The organism is Thiomonas sp. 13-64-67 (assembly GCF_002282795.1).
Taxonomy (GTDB): domain Bacteria; phylum Pseudomonadota; class Gammaproteobacteria; order Burkholderiales; family Burkholderiaceae_C; genus Thiomonas; species Thiomonas arsenitoxydans.
Window position 1 is genome coordinate 54,674 of the sequence record NZ_NCKP01000014.1, and the last position, 16,380, is coordinate 71,053.

Annotated in this window: 15 protein-coding genes and 2 pseudogenes; 11 read left to right on the plus strand and 6 right to left on the minus strand. The window is 63.7% G+C overall.

The features are described 5' to 3' along the window. The first annotated feature begins 36 nt into the window (after nt 1-36). The 5 genes and pseudogenes from ampD to dcd all read left to right on the plus strand — a co-directional run bounded on the left by ampD (nt 37) and on the right by dcd (nt 6,836). Complete coding sequence (gene ampD, locus B7X30_RS05640; protein WP_502694408.1) at nt 37-582, plus strand: 1,6-anhydro-N-acetylmuramyl-L-alanine amidase AmpD; 546 nt, start codon at nt 37-39, stop codon at nt 580-582. A 351-nt stretch (nt 583-933) separates the two neighbouring features. Further along, nucleotides 934-3,870 (plus strand): ribonucleoside-diphosphate reductase subunit alpha, encoded by a 2,937-nt coding sequence (locus B7X30_RS05645; protein WP_286729713.1) that lies wholly within the window; start codon nt 934-936, stop codon nt 3,868-3,870. A gap of 154 nt (nt 3,871-4,024) precedes the next feature. Next, nucleotides 4,025-5,227: a ribonucleotide-diphosphate reductase subunit beta gene (locus B7X30_RS05650; protein ID WP_286729771.1), complete on the plus strand. Its 1,203-nt coding sequence runs from the start codon at nt 4,025-4,027 to the stop codon at nt 5,225-5,227. Between the two features lie 440 nt (nt 5,228-5,667). Next, nucleotides 5,668-6,096 (plus strand): annotated as a pseudogene (locus B7X30_RS05655) (histone); the annotation flags it as partial. A gap of 173 nt (nt 6,097-6,269) precedes the next feature. Next, a complete protein-coding gene (gene dcd, locus B7X30_RS05660) occupies nt 6,270-6,836 on the plus strand; it encodes a dCTP deaminase (RefSeq protein ID WP_013122281.1) in 567 nt (188 codons plus the stop codon). A gap of 23 nt (nt 6,837-6,859) precedes the next feature. On the opposite strand, the pseudogene argH reads toward dcd, so the two are convergent. Beyond that, nucleotides 6,860-8,219 (minus strand): annotated as a pseudogene (gene argH / locus B7X30_RS05665) (argininosuccinate lyase). A gap of 100 nt (nt 8,220-8,319) precedes the next feature. Here argH and B7X30_RS05670 point away from each other — a divergent pair. Beyond that, nucleotides 8,320-9,354 (plus strand): sensor histidine kinase, encoded by a 1,035-nt coding sequence (locus B7X30_RS05670; protein ID WP_232054287.1) that lies wholly within the window; start codon nt 8,320-8,322, stop codon nt 9,352-9,354. Beyond that, entirely contained in the window at nt 9,351-10,175 is an 825-nt protein-coding gene (locus tag B7X30_RS05675) for a LytR/AlgR family response regulator transcription factor (protein WP_286729719.1), read from the plus strand. The genes B7X30_RS05670 and B7X30_RS05675 overlap by 4 nt, the downstream gene beginning before the upstream one ends. A gap of 65 nt (nt 10,176-10,240) precedes the next feature. Here B7X30_RS05675 and B7X30_RS05680 read toward each other — a convergent pair whose 3' ends face one another. Beyond that, on the minus strand, nt 10,241-11,056 hold the full coding sequence (locus B7X30_RS05680; protein ID WP_286729772.1) for an undecaprenyl-diphosphate phosphatase: 816 nt from the start codon (nt 11,054-11,056) through the stop codon (nt 10,241-10,243). Between the two features lie 69 nt (nt 11,057-11,125). Between B7X30_RS05680 and B7X30_RS05685 the strand changes: the two genes are divergently transcribed. The 3 genes from B7X30_RS05685 to B7X30_RS05695 all read left to right on the plus strand — a co-directional run bounded on the left by B7X30_RS05685 (nt 11,126) and on the right by B7X30_RS05695 (nt 12,600). Continuing rightward, nucleotides 11,126-11,740: a hypothetical protein gene (locus B7X30_RS05685; protein ID WP_286729721.1), complete on the plus strand. Its 615-nt coding sequence runs from the start codon at nt 11,126-11,128 to the stop codon at nt 11,738-11,740. 110 nt (nt 11,741-11,850) lie between these two features. Next, on the plus strand, nt 11,851-12,216 hold the full coding sequence (locus tag B7X30_RS05690) for a c-type cytochrome (RefSeq protein WP_013122287.1): 366 nt from the start codon (nt 11,851-11,853) through the stop codon (nt 12,214-12,216). An 18-nt stretch (nt 12,217-12,234) separates the two neighbouring features. After that, the gene (locus B7X30_RS05695) at nt 12,235-12,600 is read left to right on the plus strand and encodes a c-type cytochrome (RefSeq protein ID WP_013122288.1); all 366 of its coding nucleotides are present in this window, start codon (nt 12,235-12,237) and stop codon (nt 12,598-12,600) included. Nucleotides 12,601-12,674: 74 nt separating this feature from the next. Here B7X30_RS05695 and B7X30_RS05700 read toward each other — a convergent pair whose 3' ends face one another. The 4 genes from B7X30_RS05700 to tsaB all read right to left on the minus strand — a co-directional run bounded on the left by B7X30_RS05700 (nt 12,675) and on the right by tsaB (nt 15,451). Then, nucleotides 12,675-12,974, minus strand: a complete 300-nt coding sequence (locus B7X30_RS05700; protein ID WP_013122289.1) for a hypothetical protein — start codon at nt 12,972-12,974, stop codon at nt 12,675-12,677. 216 nt (nt 12,975-13,190) lie between these two features. Next, nucleotides 13,191-14,057 (minus strand): uracil-DNA glycosylase, encoded by an 867-nt coding sequence (locus B7X30_RS05705; RefSeq protein ID WP_286729724.1) that lies wholly within the window; start codon nt 14,055-14,057, stop codon nt 13,191-13,193. A 15-nt stretch (nt 14,058-14,072) separates the two neighbouring features. Further along, entirely contained in the window at nt 14,073-14,627 is a 555-nt protein-coding gene (gene rimI, locus B7X30_RS05710; protein WP_286729727.1) for a ribosomal protein S18-alanine N-acetyltransferase, read from the minus strand. Further along, nucleotides 14,624-15,451 carry a tRNA (adenosine(37)-N6)-threonylcarbamoyltransferase complex dimerization subunit type 1 TsaB gene (gene tsaB / locus B7X30_RS05715; RefSeq protein ID WP_286729730.1) on the minus strand — a complete coding sequence of 276 codons (828 nt, stop codon included), beginning with the start codon at nt 15,449-15,451 and terminating at the stop codon, nt 14,624-14,626. The genes rimI and tsaB overlap by 4 nt, the downstream gene beginning before the upstream one ends. Nucleotides 15,452-15,506: 55 nt before the next feature. On the opposite strand from tsaB, the gene proC reads away from it, so the two are divergent. Further along, nucleotides 15,507-16,364, plus strand: coding sequence for a pyrroline-5-carboxylate reductase (gene proC, locus B7X30_RS05720; RefSeq protein ID WP_286729732.1), 858 nt, complete (start codon nt 15,507-15,509; stop codon nt 16,362-16,364). The last annotated feature ends 16 nt before the right edge of the window (nt 16,365-16,380 follow it).

Consider the following 16,380-nt stretch of genomic DNA (forward strand, 5'->3'; position numbering starts at 1 on the left):
CCCCCCTTCAGTACGGCTAGTCGGGACGCAGGCTGGATGCCCCACGCCCGACATATGCCGTCTCCCAATCAGGATGAGCGGCCCGCGGGCATGCCGATCGATTTGCTGGTGATCCACTGCATCGCTCTGCCGCCGCGTCAATATGGCGGCGAGGCGATCGAGCAGTTGTTTTGCAATCGGCTCGATCCGCGGGCGCACCCGGCTTTTGCCGCGCTCGAAGGTCTCAGGGTCTCGGCGCATTTTGTGGTGCAGCGCGATGGTGTGCTCACGCAATATGTGTCCTGTGACCGGCGCGCTTGGCATGCCGGCGCATCGCGTTATGCCGGGCGCGTGCGATGCAACGATTTCAGCATCGGCATCGAACTCGAAGGGAGCGACGATGAGCCGTTCGAGCCCGAGCAGTACGACACCCTGATCGCACTGGGATCTGAACTGCTCGCGCGCTATCCCTTGCGCGCATGGGTCGGGCATAGCGACATTGCGCCAGGGCGCAAGACCGATCCAGGCGTCGGCTTCGACTGGCGCCAGCTCAAAAACGGCCTGGCCCTGCCGACATCGGCCTTTCCATTTCAGCCGTTCTGAGCACCCCTGCGGGTTTGTCCGAGGCCGCTCCAGGGGCAGACTTTGTGCATGAACCTGTGCATAAGCTGTGGGCTGGCTGTCAATTTGTCCCACACTACGAATAGTGGTTGAAATTCCGCCAGACGCTAGATATAGTGTCTTGCCGGTTTGAGAGGGATGCCGGATCGCGGTCTGAGACTGCGGCTTCGCAAGGCTGGAAATGCTTGCGCGCTCTCTCGGTTCGTCCCCGATTTGCCCTCATTCGTCTTTATTGCTTTGTCCGTGCTGCTTTCTTGCGGCGTTCATGTTCGCTCGCAGCGCCGTGAGCCAGTCAGATTTGCTGCGCGGCCCATCTGCCCTCAAGGAGTCCCGATGTCCCAGACCACCGCCGCCACCGAATCCACTGCTGTCCCGCAACACCTCGCACACCCCGAGGTGGATACGCAACAGCAGGTCGCACTGGGTGATTTTTCAGACTACAAGATCATCCGACGCAACGGGGCCGTGGTCGGGTTTGAGCCGAGCAAAATCGCCGTGGCGATGACCAAGGCCTTTCTGGCCGTGCAAGGCGGGCAGGGTGCGGCCTCGGCCAGCATGCGCGAAACAGTGAATGCGCTGACCGAAAACGTCGTGCGCGCCCTGCTCCGTAGCCGTCCCAGCGGCGGCACCTTTCATATTGAAGACATTCAGGACCAGGTCGAACTCTCGCTGATGCGCACTGGCCAGCACGAGGTGGCGCGCGCCTATGTGCTGTACCGCGAACGCCGCACACAAGAGCGGGCCAAGCAAAAAGCGGCTGCAGAGCAACAAGAGAGCGCCCCGGTGCTGCATGTGCTCGACGGCGGTCTGCGCAGACCGCTCGATCAGGCCGCTCTGGTGAGCCTGATCGAATCCGCCTGCGTCAATCTGAGTGCGGATGTGAAGGCGGCCCCCATCGTGGCGGAAACTCTGCGCAATCTGTACGACGGCGTGCCGATGCTCGAGGTTTACAAGGCCTCCATCCTCGCCTCGCGCACCCTGATCGAGCGCGACCCCGACTACTCCAAGGTCACCGCGCGCCTGCTGTTGCACACCATGCGCCGCGAGACGCTGAACGAGGACATTCCGCAGGAGCAGATGACCCACCGCTACGCCGAGTATTTTCCGCGCTGCATCAAGGAGGGTGTCGAGCTCGAACTGCTCGACGAGCGGCTCGGGCAGTTCGACCTGGCCCGTCTGGGTGCCGCGCTCAAGGCCGAGCGCGACCTGCAGTTCGATTACCTGGGTCTGCAAACGCTGTACGACCGTTATTTCCTCGCCAATCGTGCCGATACGCGGGTGAACAAAGATGGCCGTCGCATCGAGCTGCCGCAGGCCTTTTTCATGCGCGTGGCCATGGGCTTGTCGCTCAACGAAATCGACCGCGAGGCGCGCGCCATCGAGTTCTACGAGCTGCTCTCCAGCTTTGATTTCATGTCGAGCACGCCCACCCTGTTCAATGCGGGCACCCGCCGTTCGCAACTGTCGAGCTGCTACCTCACCACCGTGGCGGACGATCTGGACGGCATCTACGAGGCCATCAAGGAGAACGCGCTGTTGTCCAAGTTCGCCGGCGGTCTGGGTAACGACTGGACGCGCGTGCGTGCCCTGGGCAGTCATATCAAGGGCACCAACGGCAAGAGCCAGGGTGTCGTGCCCTTCCTCAAAGTGGTCAACGACACCGCGGTGGCAGTGAACCAGGGCGGCAAGCGCAAGGGCGCGGTCTGTGCCTATCTGGAAACCTGGCACCTCGACATCGAAGAGTTCCTGGAACTGCGCAAGAACACCGGCGACGATCGCCGCCGTACGCACGACATGAACACCGCCAACTGGGTACCCGATCTATTCATGAAGCGGGTGATGGAAGGGGGCGACTGGACGCTGTTCAGCCCGGCCGACGTGCCCGACCTGCACGACAAGTTCGGCAAGGACTTCGAGCAGGCCTATACCCGCTACGAACAGAAGGCCGCGCTGGGCGAAATCAAGCTGTTCAAGACCCTGCCCGCGGTGCAACTGTGGCGCAAGATGCTGTCGATGCTGTTCGAAACCGGCCATCCCTGGATCACCTTCAAGGATGCGTGCAATGTGCGCAGCCCGCAGCAGCATGTAGGCGTGGTGCACTCGAGCAACCTCTGCACCGAGATCACGCTCAACACCAACGAGAGCGAGATCGCGGTGTGCAACCTCGGCTCGGTCAACCTGGTTGCCCATCTGAAAGACGCGCCAGACGGCACCAAGGTCATCGACCAGGCCAAGCTCAAGCGCACCATCCAGACCGCGATGCGCATGCTCGACAACGTGATCGACATCAACTACTACGCCGTGGCCAAGGCGCGCAACGCCAATATGAAGCACCGGCCAGTGGGTCTGGGCATCATGGGCTTTCAGGACTGTCTGTATCAGCTGCGCATTCCCTATGGTTCGCAACAAGCCGTGGAATTTGCCGATCGGTCGATGGAGGCGGTTTGCTACGAGGCTTACTGGGCGTCGAGCGAACTGGCACGCGAGCGCGGCCGCTACAGCAGTTACGGCGGCTCGCTTTGGGATCAAGGCATTCTGCCCATGGACAGTCTGAAGCTGCTGGCCGAGCAGCGCGGCGGCTATGTCGAGGCCGACACCTCCAGCACCCTCGACTGGAACGCCCTGCGCGCGCAGATTGCGCAGCACGGCATGCGCAACTCCAACTGCGTGGCCATCGCGCCCACGGCCACCATCTCCAACATCGTCGGCGTCGACGCCTGCATCGAGCCGACCTTCCAGAACCTGTACGTCAAATCGAATCTGTCGGGCGAGTTCACCGTCATCAATCAATATCTGGTGCGCGACCTCAAGGCGCGTGGCCTGTGGGACGCAGTGATGGTGGCCGACCTCAAGTACTTCGATGGCAGCACCCAGCGCATCGACCGCATTCCCGCCGATCTCAAAGCCCTGTATGCCACCGCCTTCGAGACCGATACCCAGTGGATCATCGAGGCTGCGGCGCGCCGCCAGAAATGGATCGACCAGGCGCAGTCGCTCAACATCTACATGGCCAATGCATCGGGCAAGCTGCTCGACGATACCTACAAGCTGGCTTGGCTGCGTGGCCTCAAGACCACCTACTACCTGCGCACTATCGGCGCCACGCATGCCGAGAAGTCCACGGTCAAGGCGGGTCAGCTCAACGCCGTGCCGCAGTCGCCAAGCGAGTCGGTTTCGGCTTTAGCTTCGGCTTCGGCACAGGCCGTGGTGCAGTCGGGTGACATCCGCTACTGTGCCATCGACAACCCGGAATGCGAGGCCTGTCAGTAAGCGCTGCAAACCGTTGCGGCGCATCACAAGTGATCAAGCGGCATGCCACTTGCGATGCGCCTGCACAACATGCGCCGCACAAACCACGCATCCTCACTGCATCGGTGTTGAGCCTTTGCGCTGAACACTTGATAATTCACGGAAGGTCATGAACATGCTTACTTGGGACGAACCACAACAGAACTCTGCAAGCCCCGCGCAAGGTGCGCTGGCGGAGCGTTCACTTCAATCCATGGGCGGTGCCTCGGCTTCGCTTCAATCCGCAGCCGCATCGACGCCAGCATTGGCGGTGGCCGCAGACCTCTACAGCCAACGCGCGGCCTCCACCGCGCGGGTGCGCGCCGAAGACAAGCGCATCATCAACTGCAGTGTCGATGTCAACCAACTCGTCCCGTTCAAATACAAATGGGCCTGGGACAAGTATCTGGCGTCCTGCGCGAATCACTGGATGCCGCAGGAGGTGAACATGTCGCGCGACATCGCGATGTGGAAAGACCCCAACGGCCTGACCGATGACGAGCGTCTCATCATCAAGCGCAACCTCGGCTTTTTCACCACGGCCGATTCGCTCGCCGCCAACAACATCGTGCTGGGCACCTATCGCCACATCACCAACCCCGAATGCCGCCAGTATCTGCTGCGCCAGGCTTTCGAAGAAGCCATCCACACCCACGCCTATCAGTACATCGTCGAATCCATAGGCCTCGATGAAAGCGAGATCTTCAACTCCTATCACGAGATCGCGTCCATCCGCGACAAGGACGAGTTCCTCATTCCCTTCATCGATACCCTGACCAACCCCGAGTTTCGCACTTCGGCTTTCGGGGGTTCGGAGCGCAACGATCAGGAGCTGCTGCGTTCCATCATCGTGTTCGCGTGCCTCATGGAAGGGTTGTTCTTCTATGTCGGCTTCACCCAGATCCTGTCGATGGGGCGGCAGAACAAGATGACCGGGGCGGCCGAGCAATACCAGTACATCCTGCGCGACGAGTCCATGCACACCAACTTCGGCATCGATCTGGTCAACCAGATCAAGCTGGAGAATCCGCATCTCTGGACCCCGGAATTCAAGCGCGAGCTCACCGGCCTGTTCCATCAGGCGGTCGAGCTTGAGTATCGCTATGCCGAAGACACCATGCCCCGCGGCGTGCTGGGTCTGAACGCATCGATGTTCAAAGGCTATCTGCGCTTTATCGCCAACCGCCGTGCGGTGCAGATTGGTCTCGACGCCATCTTCCCCAACGAAGAGAACCCCTTCCCCTGGATGAGTGAAATGATCGACCTGAAGAAGGAACGCAACTTCTTCGAGACCCGGGTGATCGAGTACCAATCCGGCGGCGCGCTGTCTTGGGAATGACGCCTGAATAACCTGCGAGCACGCACAACAGAGTGATTGTTGACCGAGTCCCTTCCACCCCGATACGTCCGGCCGCGCAGAGTCGGCGGGTGGAGTCTCCTCCTCTGTTTTTTGTCGCGCAACGCATGGGGGCGTCCATGGTGATGCCTGCCTCCCTGCTCGATCAATTCTGGTGCGCCGGTCTGCGCCTCATGCTCTGGATGACCAGAGGTGAGCGCATGGCGCGCCGTTCCCCATTCCTTCCCGCACCGGCTTTGATGCCGAAGGAAGTGAATCCCCTGCACGGATCAGCGCTGAGCCGATCGCAGGTGGTGCCGGCTGAACGCCGTGCCGATGTCCCGTACTGGAAACCGCCGGGAGGCGGGGCCGTGAGGCGCTCGGACGCGATTTGGCGACCGGCTCAACTTCAAAAGACTTGATCAAGGAGAATCACCATGGCAACTGCAAAAAAAGCGGCACCGGCGAAGAAAGCGACGCCCGCGAAGAAAGTAGCACCGGCGAAGAAGGCTGTACCCGCGAAAAAGGCGGCTCCGGCGAAGAAGGCTGCTCCTGCGAAGAAGGCCGCACCGGCTAAGAAGGCGGCTCCTGCGAAGAAGGCCGCGCCAGCGAAGAAAGCCGCACCGGCGAAGAAGGCTGCTCCGGCGAAGAAGGCTGCTCCGGCGAAGAAGGCTGCTCCTGCAAAGAAGGCCGCACCGGCTAAGAAAGCCGCACCTGCTGCGAAGAAAGCAGCACCGGCGAAGAAGGCTGCGCCTGCGAAAAAAGCGGCACCGGCGAAGAAGGCCGCAACTGCTCCCGCCAAAAAAGCAGCGACCGCGCAAACCAAGCTGAATCCGCAAGCGGCCTGGCCGTTTCCGACCAGCAAGCCCTGAGCATTCAGTGCAATTGAGCCCGGGCTGATCGCCCGGGTTTTTTATTTCCGCACGCCGCATGCCTACCTCGAACCGCTATCCCGGCTGGCTTCACTCCGACGACCTGGCGGGTGCGGTATGGTTGCGTCTATCTGCCTTATTGCCGCAGTCTTGAGCCAGACTGTCCCGACATCATGAGCATCAAATCAGATCAGTGGATCCGCCGCATGGCGCAAAACACGGCGATGATCGAGCCGTTCGAGCCCGCGCAAGTGCGCGAGGTCGATGGACACCGCATCATCAGCTATGGCACGTCGAGCTACGGCTACGACATCCGTTGCGCCAATGAATTCAAGATCTTCACCAACATCAACAGCACCATCGTCGATCCGAAGAACTTCGATGAAAAGTCCTTTGTCGATTTTCGTGGCGACGTGTGCATCATCCCGCCCAACAGCTTCGCGCTGGCGCGGACGATGGAGTACTTCCGCATTCCGCGCAATGTGCTCACCATCTGCCTGGGCAAGAGCACCTATGCCCGCTGCGGCATCATCGTCAACGTCACACCGTTCGAGCCCGAGTGGGAAGGTTATGTGACGCTGGAGTTCTCTAATACCACACCGCTGCCCGCCAAGATTTACGCGGGCGAGGGCTGCGCGCAGGTGCTGTTCTTCGAGAGCGATGAGGTCTGCGAAGTCAGCTACAAGGATCGCGGCGGCAAGTACCAAGGGCAGCACGGCGTGACCTTGCCGCGCGCCTGAGCGCTTCGTCTGATCACTTCGTTTTATGCGTCGCCGAGCGTGGCTTGCCAGCGCGCCACCTGTGCACGCACCTGGTTCGGCGCCGTGCCGCCCAGATGGTCGCGCGCGGCGAGTGAGCCCTGCAGCTTGAGCGCTTCGGGCGCGTCTTCGCCGACGAGCGGCGAGAAACTGCGCAGATCGCTCAGGCTGATGTCTTCCAGGCCGATGCCGCGCTCCACCGCAAATCGCACGGCTTTAGCCACCGCCTCGTGCGCGTCGCGGAAGGGCAGCCCCTTTTGCACGAGATAGTCGGCCAGGTCAGTGGCGGTGGAGTAACCCTGCAGCGCGGTGCGCTCCATCGCCTCGGCCTTCACGCGGATGCCACCGACCATGTCGGTGAAAATGCGCAGGGTGTCGATCACCGTGTCGGCGGTGTCGAACAACGGCTCCTTGTCTTCCTGATTGTCTTTGTTATAGGCCAGGGGCTGGCCCTTCATCAGCATCAGCAGGCTCATCAAATGGCCGGTGACCCGTCCGGTCTTGCCGCGGGCGAGCTCGGGCACGTCCGGGTTTGGCCAGGTCGATGAAGCCGAAGGCCGGGCTCATCCACAGCACCAGCTCTTCGCTGAAACGGCTGATATGCACCATGATCAGCGCGCAGGCAGCGTTGTACTCGATGGCGAAGTCGCGGTCGCTCACGGCGTCGAGCGAGTTCTGGCAGACGCCGTCAAAGCCCAGCAGTTCGGCCACGCGCGGGCGGTTGATCGGGAAAGTGGTGCCAGCCAGCGCGGCAGCGCCCAAGGGTAGGTGATTCACGCGGGCACGGCAGTCGCGCAGGCGCTCAGCATCGCGACCGAACATTTCCACATAAGCCAGCAGATGGTGGCCGAAACTCACCGGCTGCGCCACCTGCAGATGCGTGAAGCCCGGCATGATGGTGTCGGCATGCTGTGCGGCCAGTTGCACCAACGCGCGCTGCAGCGCACGGAGTTGAGCGATGCTCTGGTCGATGCTGTCGCGCAGCCATAGGCGGATGTCGGTGGCCACCTGATCGTTGCGGCTGCGACCGGTGTGCAGTCGCTTGCCGGCGTCGCCCGCAAGCTGGGTCAGGCGGGCCTCGATGTTGAGATGGACGTCTTCGAGTTCGAGCTTCCACTCGAATGCGCCGGAGTCGATTTCGGTACGGATCTGCGCCATGCCGCGCTCAATGGCCGCGAGGTCGTCCGCGCTGAGAATGCCTTGCTCGGCCAGCATGGTGGCGTGCGCCAGCGATCCGTCGATGTCGAACAGCGCCAGCCGCCGGTCGAAATCTACCGAGGCGGTGTAGCGCTGCACCAGAGCGCTGACCGGCTCGGAAAAACGCGCGGACCAGGCTTGCTGCTTGTGTTCGAATTGATCGTGCATGGATTGGCCTCGCAAAGCGAGCGTTGTGACGCCATGGGCGCCTGGGTCGAAACCACCAATTTTAGAGAAGCCTTCAGGATCAAGCTGCTTGATGCCCCAGATGACTGCTGAACCGACCCCTTCCACCGAAACCGCAGTGCGCCTCGACATCTGCGGCGCTGGCAGTCTGGTGCGCGCGCTGGTGGCGCTCAATCTGCTTTTGGCGCTGCTCGTGTTGCTGCAGTGGCCGCAAGGGGAAGGCCGTATCGGCGCCTTGTTGCTGCTCTCTTGGGTGGAGCCCGCCGCGCTGCTCTGGCTGGCGCTGATGTGCATGACCCAGCGGCTGTGGCGGCTGCGGGGTGCCGCCGCGGTGCTGGTCGTGGCCATGGCGCTGGGCGCCTTTTCGGCGCTGGGTTTGAATCTGCTGGTGCAGCCCTTGTTCGACGCGCTTGCGCCGCGCGCTGCGCAGCAGCCCTGGCAGGCTGCGCTGGCGGGGGCGGCGCTGGCGCTGGTCTTCGTGCACTATCTGCAACTGCGCGCACGGGCCTTCACGCCGATCGACATGCAGGCGCGGTTGAGCGAACTGCAGTCGCGCATCCGCCCGCACTTTCTGTTCAACACCCTCAACGCCGCCAGCGCCCTGGTGCGCGAGCAGCCCGAGCGCGCCGAGACCGTGCTCGACGATCTGGCCGAACTGTTCCGCGCCAGCGTGGGCAAGCCGGGCACGCTGGTCACGCTGGAGCAGGAAATGGATCTGGCGCGGCGCTACCTCGACATCGAGTCGGTGCGTTTCGGCGAGCGCATGCGGGTGCAATGGCAGGTCGACGACACCCTGCTGCAAATCCGCATTCCAGCGCTGACCCTGCAGCCGCTGGTGGAGAACGCGGTGCGGCATGGCGTCGAGCGCAGCAGCCGCAGGGTGCAGATCGACATCGATGTGGCCCGGCGGCTGGGGCAGATCGAAGTCACCGTGCGCAACGACTTGCCCGCGCTGAGCGACACGCCCCCACCGCGCCGTCATGGCACCGGCACGGCGCTGCGCAACATTCGCCAGCGCCTGCATCTGCTGTACGACATTGCGGCCGAGGTCGATCAGGGTGAAGTCGTCGAGGACGGCCTGGCCCGCTGGCGGGCGCGGTTACGCTTACCGCTATGAACGTGCTCATCGTTGACGACGAACCGCTGGCCCGCAGCCGCCTGCGCCGCCTGCTCGCCGAGCTGCCCGAAACCGCGCAGGCCATAGTGGACGAAGCGGCCGACGCGGCCGAGGCCTGGGTGCTGCTTCGTGCGCAGCGTTTTGACGTGCTGCTGCTCGATATCCAGATGCCGGGGCAGACGGGCATGGAACTGGCCCGGCGGCTGACGGGCGATCCCGGCCTGCATCATCCCGCCATCGTGTTCGTGACCGCCCACGAGCAGCATGCGCTCGATGCTTTCGGCGTATCAGCCGTCGACTATCTCACCAAGCCGGTGCGGCGCGAGCGCCTGGCTCAGGCGATGGGCAAGGCCGTACTGTGGCTGCGTGCCCAGGGGGCGGAGCAGCAGGCGCCGGCAGCGGTGGAAACCGTGTACCTGACGGTGCAGCATCATGGCGCGCTCAAGCGCGTGCCGCTGGCCGACATTCTGTATTGCCGCGCCGAGGCTAAATACACCACCCTGCGTACCGCCGAGCAGCAGTATCTGGTGGACCTTTCATTGACCGATTTGGAGCAGCGCTACGCCGAGCATCTCGTTCGCATTCACCGCAGCGCGCTGGTCGCGGCGCCCGCGATTCGCAGCCTGGAGCGGCCGATGACTCCGCCGGAGGGCATCGCGCCGGAACCCGAGGTCGGAAGTACAGAGACCGACAACGCCACCTGGACTTTGCATCTGCACGGCGTGCCCGACACCCTGCCCGTCAGCCGACGGCGCGTGGCTGCGGTGCAGGCGCTGTTGACTGCCTCCAGACCTGCCGCAACGCGTCAGCTCCCCAAGTAGGCGAGAAACGCGTGGGGTTGCCCGGCGGCGTGTTTGTCAGGCGAAATTTCAGGCAAAACGTAGGCTCAGCCGACAAGCAACGCCACCGCGCCCAGCAGCAGGCAGTAAATGCCGAACGGCCGCAGCGCCTTCATTTCGTGGTCGGTGAACCAGCGCATCAAAAACCAGGTGGACAGCCAGGCGAACACCCCGGCCAGCACCCCGGCCGCGGCAATCGTGCCCAGCAGTTCATGCGGCACGCCGGCGTGCATCAGCTTGGGCACTTCCAGCACGCCCGCCGCGGCGATGATGGGCGTGGCGAGCAAAAACGAAAACCGCGCCGAGTCGGCATAGTTCAAGCCCAGGCCCAGACCGGCGACCAGCGTGGCCCCGGAGCGCGAAAACCCCGGAATCAGGGCCAGCGCCTGCGCCAGGCCAATGAGGAAGGCGCGCAGCCAGCCCAGTTCCGGCAGGGCGATCAGCCCGCGCCGGTGCTTGAGCGCATCGCCGCCCAGCAGCAGCAGGCCGTTGAGCATCAGCGCGATCGCCGCGAAGGTGGAGCCGCCGAACAGCGCCTTGATCTTGTGCGCCAGCAGCAGGCCGAGCAGCCCGGCCGGAATGGTGCCCGCCACGATTAGCCAGAGCAGACGGGCGTCGGGGTTGGACGCCTTGCCGCCGGCGCGCAGCCAGCCACCGATCAGCCGCGCCCAGTCGCGCCAGAAATAGATCAGCAGCGCGGTGGCCGTGCCCAGATGCAGCACCACGATGAAGGGCAGAAACCAGTCTGCCGTGCGGTCGATGGGCCAATGAAAGAGGGCCGGAATCAGAATGCTGTGCCCCAGGCTGGAAATGGGAAACAGCTCGGTCACGCCTTGAAGGGCGGCGATGGCCAGAAGGTAGATTTTACGCTTGCGGTGTCACGCCGCGGTCATTTGCAATCTTTACAGTACCCCCTCTTTTAAGGGGGTGGAATGAGCAACTTGACCTTGGCTGATGTGTTGCGAAAAACCTCGGCCGGCCGCCGCGAGCAACAGCAGCGCAGTCAGGCACTGAGTGCAAGGCAGCGGCATGTGCTGATTCTGTGCGACGGCCAGCGCGCCATCGGCGAGTTGTGCGCCTTGATGGGGCAAGAAGTGCAGGAACTCGCGCGGGAACTGCTCGCCGCTGGCTATGTCGAGCGTGTGGGGTTTGCGAATGCGCCGGAGCCTGTGGAGGCGCCGCTGAAGCGGACCTCGAATGCATCCGTTCAGGCTTATTCGGCATCCGAGCCGAGCCCATCCAGCGTGGCGGCGTCGCAACTGGCGCAAGCCGTAGCGCCGCCGCCGCGGCGCTCCATAGCCTTGTCGCGCATGTATATGTTCGACATGCTGGAGCGACTGCTCGGCGCTCAGAGCGGGCCGGCACGGGCGCACCTGCGCGCCGCCGACCAGCCGAAGGCCGTGCTGGCCGCGCTACAGGAATGTCTCGCCCTCATCGCCGAGATCGCCGGATCAGTGCAGGCGGACAAGGTCAGGCAGCAACTGTGCGACATGCTGCCCGAAGACTATCGGCAAGGCTTCGCCGGTCAGGAGCTGGTTACATCTTGATTCAAAGGCATGGAGTCTGCGTTTTGTCAATTCAGGAACGCGTTAAGTCTTGACTGCGACAAAATGACGCGATGAGGCGTGCTGCCTCCCTATAATGGGGCGCTTGTTTGATGGCTCTCAAGACTCTCGCGCCTGCAATGATGAAAAAAGTCCTCTTTCTCGCTTCCCTGATGCTTGCGGCGTCCGCCCACGCGCAGAACGTCGTTGGCAATGCCGCAGAAGGCGCCAAGCTCGTGGCCAGCTGCCAGGGCTGCCACAACATGGGGGGCGGCTATCGCTCCTCCTTCCCTGAAATTTTTGCCGTGCCCATGATCAACGGGCAAAACGCGCAATACATCGTCGATGCGTTGAAGGAATACAAAAACGGCAACCGCCGTTTCCCGACCATGCGCGCCATCGCCGCGTCGCTGACCGACCAGCAAATGGCCGATATTGCCGCCTACTACGCTACGGCCAAAGGCCAGCCCATCAAATAACGAGCGCGGAGATCCTTGATGAAAAAAATTGTTCTGCTGGCAGCGACTGCCTTGGCCCTGGCCCAAATGTCCCAACTGGCCAACGCCGCCGACATCAAAAAGGGTGAAGAACTGGTGAACAAAGGCGGCTGCATTGCCTGCCACGGGGCCGGTCTCGACAAACCTATCGCCCCCAACTATCCCAAACTGGCTGGGCAATACCAAAGCTATCTGTTCCACGCCCTGCAGCAATACCAGGCCAAGCACCAGACCCCGCTATATGGCCGCAACAACGCCATCATGAGCGGCATGGTGGCGCAGTACAACACGCAGGATCTGCAGGACATCGCGGCCTATATCGCCAGCCTGAAGGGCGATCTCTACATCCGCGACGAAATGCACTGATCGTTTGCGAAGTCTTCATTCGCACCTACGAAAAAGCCCGGTCTAACCGGGCTTTTTTGTTGAGCACAATGCGGTCAGGACGCCAGCTCGGCGATGATGCGGTAAAGCAGACGCACGGTAAGGATCACGTACACCGCGCCAAACAGGAAGATCAGCGAGACGATGATGCGGATGGAATCTGCGGGCAGAGTGCTGAAAAAGGGCGAGACGAGATAGCCCGCGGTAAACAGCCCGATCAACAGGGTCAGGCCCTTCCACGCTTTGCCCACCTGCCCGCCGGGAATCTTGCTGCGCAGCAGCAAAACATCCACCAGACCGTAGATCATGATGGCAATGCCGATGGCATTGATGAAAAAAGCGGTGTCGATCTGCATGTCTCTCTCCAGGTTTGCGGGCGGTGCCGGTCATACCCCCCGGTATGACTTTGCGGTGCAAAACGCGGCATTGCGCCCTTTGTTTGATTCTTTACATTGTTCTGGATTGACCTGTGGGCGCCGCTCAGGGTCAACCCCATGCGCTGTGATCGCGGCGCCAAAAAGCGTGAAAAAAGTCGCAGAAATCGTGTTGCGCATGGCGCAGACAGGCCGGTCTTATTCGGACTCGGACTGAGTTTCTGCGGTTTTTGCTGCCGCGGCGTCGGCAAGATCGCGGGCGAAGCACAGGTCGCGCCAGACGCGGGCCTTGTCGGCCGGGTTGCGCAGCAGATAGGCCGGGTGATAGCTCACGATGACGGGAATTCCGGCGATCTCGTGCACCTGCCCGCGCAACTGACTGATGGGCGCTTGGCTGCCGAGCAGGCTGTGCGCTGCGAACCGGCCCAAAGCGAGAATGAGCTGCGGCTGCAGCAGGGCCACCTGGCGCTCTAGCCAGGGCGCACATTGGCCCACTTCTTCGGGCTCGGGGTTGCGGTTGCCTGGCGGACGGCACTTGAGCACATTGGCGATGTAAACCGCGCGCTCGGGGTCGTCGGCGCTGCGGTCCAGGCCGATGGCCTGCAGCATGGCGTCGAGCAATTGCCCCGCGGCGCCGACAAAGGGCTGGCCTTGGCGGTCTTCTTCAGCGCCGGGCGCCTCGCCGATGATCATCCAGCGGGCTTGCGTGTAGCCGCTGCCGAACACGGCCTGGTGTCGGCTGCTGCCGAGTTTGCAGGCGCGGCAGGCCTGAGCGCCGGCTTGCAGCTCGTCCCAGTCCATGCGGGCGATGGCTTCAATCCGCGCGGCATCCGCGATGGGGATGGAGGACGTGGGTCGTGGCGACGGGACGGGGCGGTTGGGCTTGGGCGGTTGCGCGACCGGTTTTGCAGCGGCGGGCGTTGCAATGCCTTCGGCTGCGGCTTCGACAGCGAGCTGAGCTTGCTGCTCGCGCAGAACTTCGCGCCGCACGAACAACGGCCCCAAGCCGAGCGCCTGCGTCCACTGCAGGGTTTGCGGGGTGAGGCGAGGGCTGGGCTCAGTCATGCGGACGGGGCGCGGTCAGGCTGGACGCAGGCCGCGGCGTTGCAGCAGATCGTCCACCTGCGCGGACATCACCAGTGCGTCTTCCCGGCTGGCGCGGCCTTGTGTATCTACCGAGGGGTAATAGTCGCGTCGGCGGGCGATGGGGTAGAAGCCGTAGCGCTCGTAAATGCGCACGGCGTGGGTATTGCTCGGACGCACTTCCAGCCAGAGCAGGTAGGCGCCATCGGCCCGGCTGAGCAAAACCACGGCATCGAGCATCAGCAGGCTCAAACCCTGGCCCTGCACCGCGGGATCGACCGAGATATTGAGCAGATGCATTTCTTCCACGCCGGGCATGGCCACGAAATAGCCGCGCACGGTGTCGGTCTCGTCGGTGAGCACCTGCGCGTGATACTGTGCGGTGAGGGAGTCTGCGAAGTTGCCCCGGCTCCAGGGAAAGTCGTACACCGAGTTTTCGATCTGCGCCACGGCGTCGAGGTCGGCGGGGGTCATCGGTCGCAGGGCGTGCGCCGACTGACCAGCCGGGGCAATGGCGCCAGACGAGTCGTGCGGACGCAGCCGGGCGTTCATAAGGCAGCGCGAGCCAGTTCGCGCTCCGCCGTGGTCAAGGCCACTTTGTCGCGGACATAAATAGGTTGCGCCAGCGCCGCAGACACGGTCAGCCCGGCGGCGTGTTGCTGCAGCGACAGCCGGGCCACGGCGGCGGCCGACGGCGTGCAGGCCACGGCGCGCAGTACCGCGCGGTTCAGGGCGAACAGGCGCGGGTTGTCGCTGGCGTGCGAGGCGAAGGCGGCGGAGAGGGCGTCTGCATGTTCGCTCCAGGCATTGCCGCAGGCCAGCAAGCGGGGCAGCACACCGGTCTCCAGATGTTCGGGCAGATCGGCCAGCACCTCGGCCCAGGCTAGCACCGCGTGCTCGGGCCGCTGCACGGTTGGCCGGTGCAGACTTTGCCAGCCCGATGTCTGGGCGCGAAACAGCTCCCAATACAACTCGCCCATGCGCGCGTCGTTCGCCACGAGCACCACCGTGCCCGGCTCGGCTTGCACCGGATCGGGCAACACCGTACCGTCGCTGTGCAGCAGCGCAAAGGCGGTTTCCGCCTGCGCCATGAGCGTGTCGACGCGCGCCACCGGAAGGTGCAGGGCATAGGCCAGCCCCTGCGCCGCCGACGCGGCCGTGCGCAGCCCGGTGAATGCGCCCGGCCCGGCGCCCATGCCGATCAGGTCGAGATCGGCGAATTGCAGCCCGGCCGTGCGCAGCAACTCGGCACACAAAGGCAGCAGCCGCTGCGAGGCGCGCGGGCCGCCGGCTTCGTCGAAGCTGCGGCAGCGGCCGTCCACGCTGAGCGCAACGCTCAGGGCTTCGGTGCTGGTATCGAGGGCAAGAACACGCATGGAGCAAGAATTATCGGTGAATTGCAGGCGCCGACTTGCAGGAATAATGTGCGGTATGAATGCGAACCTGACTTCTCCTGCGATCTCCTCCGTTTCCCTGCCCATCACCGCCTTCATCGGCGGCGGCAATATGAGCAGCGCCCTGATCGGCGGGCTGCTGACCTCGGGGGCGCAACCCGCCAGCCTGCGCGTGGTCGAGCCCTTCGCCGAACAACGCGCTCGGTTGCAGCAACGCTTTCCCGGTGTGCAGATTCTGGAAGCGCCCAACGCCGCGTTGCGCGAAGCGCAGGCCGTGGTCTGGGCGGTGAAGCCGCAGCAGTTCGCGCAGGCCGCGGCCGACTGCCGAGCGCATCTGGGCGACGCGCTGCACGTCAGCATCATGGCCGGGGTGCGCTGCCGTGCCATCGAGCGGCAGACCGGCGCGCAGCGCATGGTGCGCACCATGCCCAACACCCCGGCGCTCATCGGTCAGGGCATCACCGGGCTGTTCGCCAGCGCGCAGGCCAGCGAGGCCGATCGCGCCCTGGCCGATGCCCTGCTGGCCCCGGCGGGTCGGCGGGTGTGGGTGCAGCGTGAAGACCTGCTCGACGCGGTCACCGCAGTGTCGGGATCGGGCCCGGCGTATGCGTTTTACCTGGCCGAAGCCATGACGCGCGCTGGCGAAGAACTCGGTTTGAGCGGCGCGCAGGCGCGCGAGTTGGCTCTAGCCACGCTGGCCGGGGCAGCCGCGTTGGCGCAGGGCAGCAGCGAGCCTTTGGCCGCCTTGCGTGCCAACGTCACCAGCAAAGGCGGCACCACCGCAGCGGCGCTGGGCGTGTTCGATGCGGCCGATATGCAGACCACGATCATCCGCGCCTTGCACGCGGCCGATCAACGCGCCAAAGAACTGGGCGACGCGCTGGAGGCGGGTTGAGCGAGATGCCAGACGG

Bases quoted from the DNA above. Each gene is read 5' to 3' on its own strand.
- B7X30_RS05650 (WP_286729771.1), top strand. From the start codon at position 4,025: ATGCTTACTTGGGACGAACCACAACAGAACTCTGCAAGCCCCGCGCAA.
- dcd (WP_013122281.1), top strand. From the start codon at position 6,270: ATGAGCATCAAATCAGATCAGTGGATCCGCCGCATGGCGCAAAACACG.
- B7X30_RS05670 (WP_232054287.1), top strand. From the start codon at position 8,320: ATGACTGCTGAACCGACCCCTTCCACCGAAACCGCAGTGCGCCTCGAC.
- ampD (WP_502694408.1), top strand. From the start codon at position 37: ATGCCCCACGCCCGACATATGCCGTCTCCCAATCAGGATGAGCGGCCC.
- rimI (WP_286729727.1), bottom strand. From the start codon at position 14,627: ATGAACGCCCGGCTGCGTCCGCACGACTCGTCTGGCGCCATTGCCCCG.
- proC (WP_286729732.1), top strand. From the start codon at position 15,507: ATGAATGCGAACCTGACTTCTCCTGCGATCTCCTCCGTTTCCCTGCCC.
- B7X30_RS05685 (WP_286729721.1), top strand. From the start codon at position 11,126: ATGAGCAACTTGACCTTGGCTGATGTGTTGCGAAAAACCTCGGCCGGC.
- tsaB (WP_286729730.1), bottom strand. From the start codon at position 15,451: ATGCGTGTTCTTGCCCTCGATACCAGCACCGAAGCCCTGAGCGTTGCG.
- B7X30_RS05695 (WP_013122288.1), top strand. From the start codon at position 12,235: ATGAAAAAAATTGTTCTGCTGGCAGCGACTGCCTTGGCCCTGGCCCAA.
- B7X30_RS05705 (WP_286729724.1), bottom strand. From the start codon at position 14,057: ATGACTGAGCCCAGCCCTCGCCTCACCCCGCAAACCCTGCAGTGGACG.
- B7X30_RS05700 (WP_013122289.1), bottom strand. From the start codon at position 12,974: ATGCAGATCGACACCGCTTTTTTCATCAATGCCATCGGCATTGCCATC.
- B7X30_RS05645 (WP_286729713.1), top strand. From the start codon at position 934: ATGTCCCAGACCACCGCCGCCACCGAATCCACTGCTGTCCCGCAACAC.
- B7X30_RS05675 (WP_286729719.1), top strand. From the start codon at position 9,351: ATGAACGTGCTCATCGTTGACGACGAACCGCTGGCCCGCAGCCGCCTG.
- B7X30_RS05690 (WP_013122287.1), top strand. From the start codon at position 11,851: ATGGCTCTCAAGACTCTCGCGCCTGCAATGATGAAAAAAGTCCTCTTT.